This is a genomic window from Myroides injenensis M09-0166 (assembly GCF_000246945.1).
GTDB classification, from domain to species: domain Bacteria; phylum Bacteroidota; class Bacteroidia; order Flavobacteriales; family Flavobacteriaceae; genus Flavobacterium; species Flavobacterium injenense.
Window position 1 is genome coordinate 1 of sequence record NZ_BAEX01000155.1, and the last position, 2,237, is coordinate 2,237.

The window sequence follows — 2,237 nt, forward strand, 5'->3', positions numbered from 1 at the left end:
TTTTTTATTATAGTGAAATTCTTTTACCTTGAGTAGGAAAGATGTAATTCAGTTGTAAAGGATTATTATCTTGCAATTCTTTTTTGATTGTTTCTACTTGATCTTCTACTGGTTTTAGATGTGTAATTATTATATTAAAGTTATCTAATGCTTCTTTTCCTGTTAAGGTAGATAATTTTTGTAATTCTTCATTTAATAGTTTAGGCGTTAGATGACCAAATAATTTGTTTTCAGGTTGACTATTAGGAAAAGATACTTCAATTAAAATTGCTTTTAATTTTTTTTCTTTTATTAGAGGGGAAATACGATTCCATATAAGTTCTAAGTAATTTACATTTTCAATTCTATCAGATCCTGTGTCTCCAAAGTATAAAACATAATTATTTTCGACATTGACTAATAATGCCGAACTTAATTGAGGATTTACATGACTAAGAGTAAACACTTCTGCTGACATTTTTGTGCCTTCTATAGGGAAAGTATGTCCTGGTGTAATTCTTTGATATTTATATTTATTTATTATTGGCACTTCTCCTTCATTACCAAAGTTTGCCCAAGAGGTATTAGTGAAATAATTGTTTTTTAGAATATCTATTACAAACGGCAAAGAATAGATTGGTTTATTTATATCATCTGGGGAGTTAATGATTAATCCAGATAAATGATCTAAATGACCATGAGAAATAAAATATCCTTTTATATAATCTTGTAAAACGTTTTTTGTATTTGTAGTAAATGTTCCTGCCTTAATTGCTTCATTAATTCCAGCACGTATAGTTCCTGCATCTAATGCTAAATAAGAATGTTCATCTTTTTTCCCTACTAAATATGAAGATAAGTTGCTCTCATCCCCACCTCCATACACACCAAGGGGGATGATTTCTATATTTTGTGCTAGGATAATGTTTGAGCTGAGTAGTAAAAAGCTTAGTAAAATACGTTTCATTTTAAAATGTTTATTCGCAAAAATAGATATATTTTAGGTTATGCTCAGAACTACAAACAAAAATAATAAGTATTTGTTTTATTAATATTGATTTAAAAGTTGATTAACCCTTTCTGTTTTGTCTGCTTTATTTAGTGATAGACGTATTATTGAGTCTTCTTCTGCAATTAAGTCATGGGGAACTCCTGCGTCTAGAGTAATAATATCACCCTTATTTAATAAAAAACGCTCAGTCTCTACACCAAAATTTATTTTACCTTCTATTATATGTATAACAATTGGATAGTCAGTTTTGTGTTGTTTCATTTCTTGTCCTATTTTAAAGACAATTCTAATTTCTTTTATATAAGTAGTATCTATTAATACTTTTATAGCAGGCTTTGTCTCCCCATATACTATATCGCTTAGAATATTTATAATTTGCATAATATAACTGTATTTAATTGTTGCTTATAAAGTTACAATTTAAAGATCATTATTTAGGTATATAAGAGCAATAAAAACTGATATGAAAGCAACTTTATTGCTATTATTTAAAAGTAAAATACATAATAGCTTGTATGTTTTATAATCAAAAGTCTCATTTTTGTCTGTATTGAACGTAATTAGTATCTCTAACTCCTTATGAGTTGCACTTTGAAAGCTTTTGTCTTGATATTTAAAAAAAGAGTAAATACAGAAAATGTTAGAAGTACAATGCTTATTTAAGGTAACTAAAAGGGTATTTTTCCAAGTTTACTATACGGTACATCTATACTTACTCTATTATAAGTGTATAATGACTCCATTAATTTCCCTTGTTTTAATAGAGTCATTATGGACTCACCATGGACACCATAAATCTAGAATAAAACAGGGATTGTTGTTGATGAATTGTAGTATTTAACTGTACTAAGAGTATAAAAAAGCACAAGGTTGTGCAACTCTTCTAGATAAATAAAATAAAACTAAAAAAAGTTTACTGTGTAAAAGTATCAATAATAAACAGTTAAGTAATAATGTTGAATTTAGAAGAAAAATAAGGGATTAAAAGTTTGGAAGTAGTGAAAAAGGTGCTACTTTTGCATCCGCATTAGAGAAGTAATCTACGGCTCTAGAGGCAGACGATCATAAACAAGAATTGAGAAGCAGAATAGCGCTTATAATTTCAGAGAAATTTAATAAAAATAAATTTGGAGGGAATTAAAATAAGGTGTTATCTTTGCAGTCCGCTTCAGTAATAATTGATGATTTGATAAGGCTTGAAAAAATAAATAGAAATATTTTAAAAAAAGTTTTGTCAGTTCAAAAA

General features: G+C 27.6%; 2 protein-coding genes. Both read right to left on the reverse strand.

Annotated elements, in window-relative coordinates:
- Positions 1-7: 7 nt before the first annotated feature.
- Positions 8-946, reverse strand: a complete 939-nt coding sequence (locus RH98_RS14895; RefSeq protein ID WP_010257466.1) for a 3',5'-cyclic-nucleotide phosphodiesterase — start codon at positions 944-946, stop codon at positions 8-10.
- Positions 947-1,027: 81 nt separating this feature from the next.
- On the reverse strand, positions 1,028-1,372 hold the full coding sequence (locus RH98_RS14900; RefSeq protein WP_010257469.1) for a cupin domain-containing protein: 345 nt from the start codon (positions 1,370-1,372) through the stop codon (positions 1,028-1,030).
- Between the last annotated feature and the right edge of the window lie 865 nt (positions 1,373-2,237).

Excerpts from the sequence above, each read along its gene's own strand:
- RH98_RS14900 (WP_010257469.1), bottom strand. The coding sequence starts at position 1,372 with ATGCAAATTATAAATATTCTAAGCGATATAGTATATGGGGAGACAAAG.
- RH98_RS14895 (WP_010257466.1), bottom strand. The coding sequence starts at position 946 with ATGAAACGTATTTTACTAAGCTTTTTACTACTCAGCTCAAACATTATC.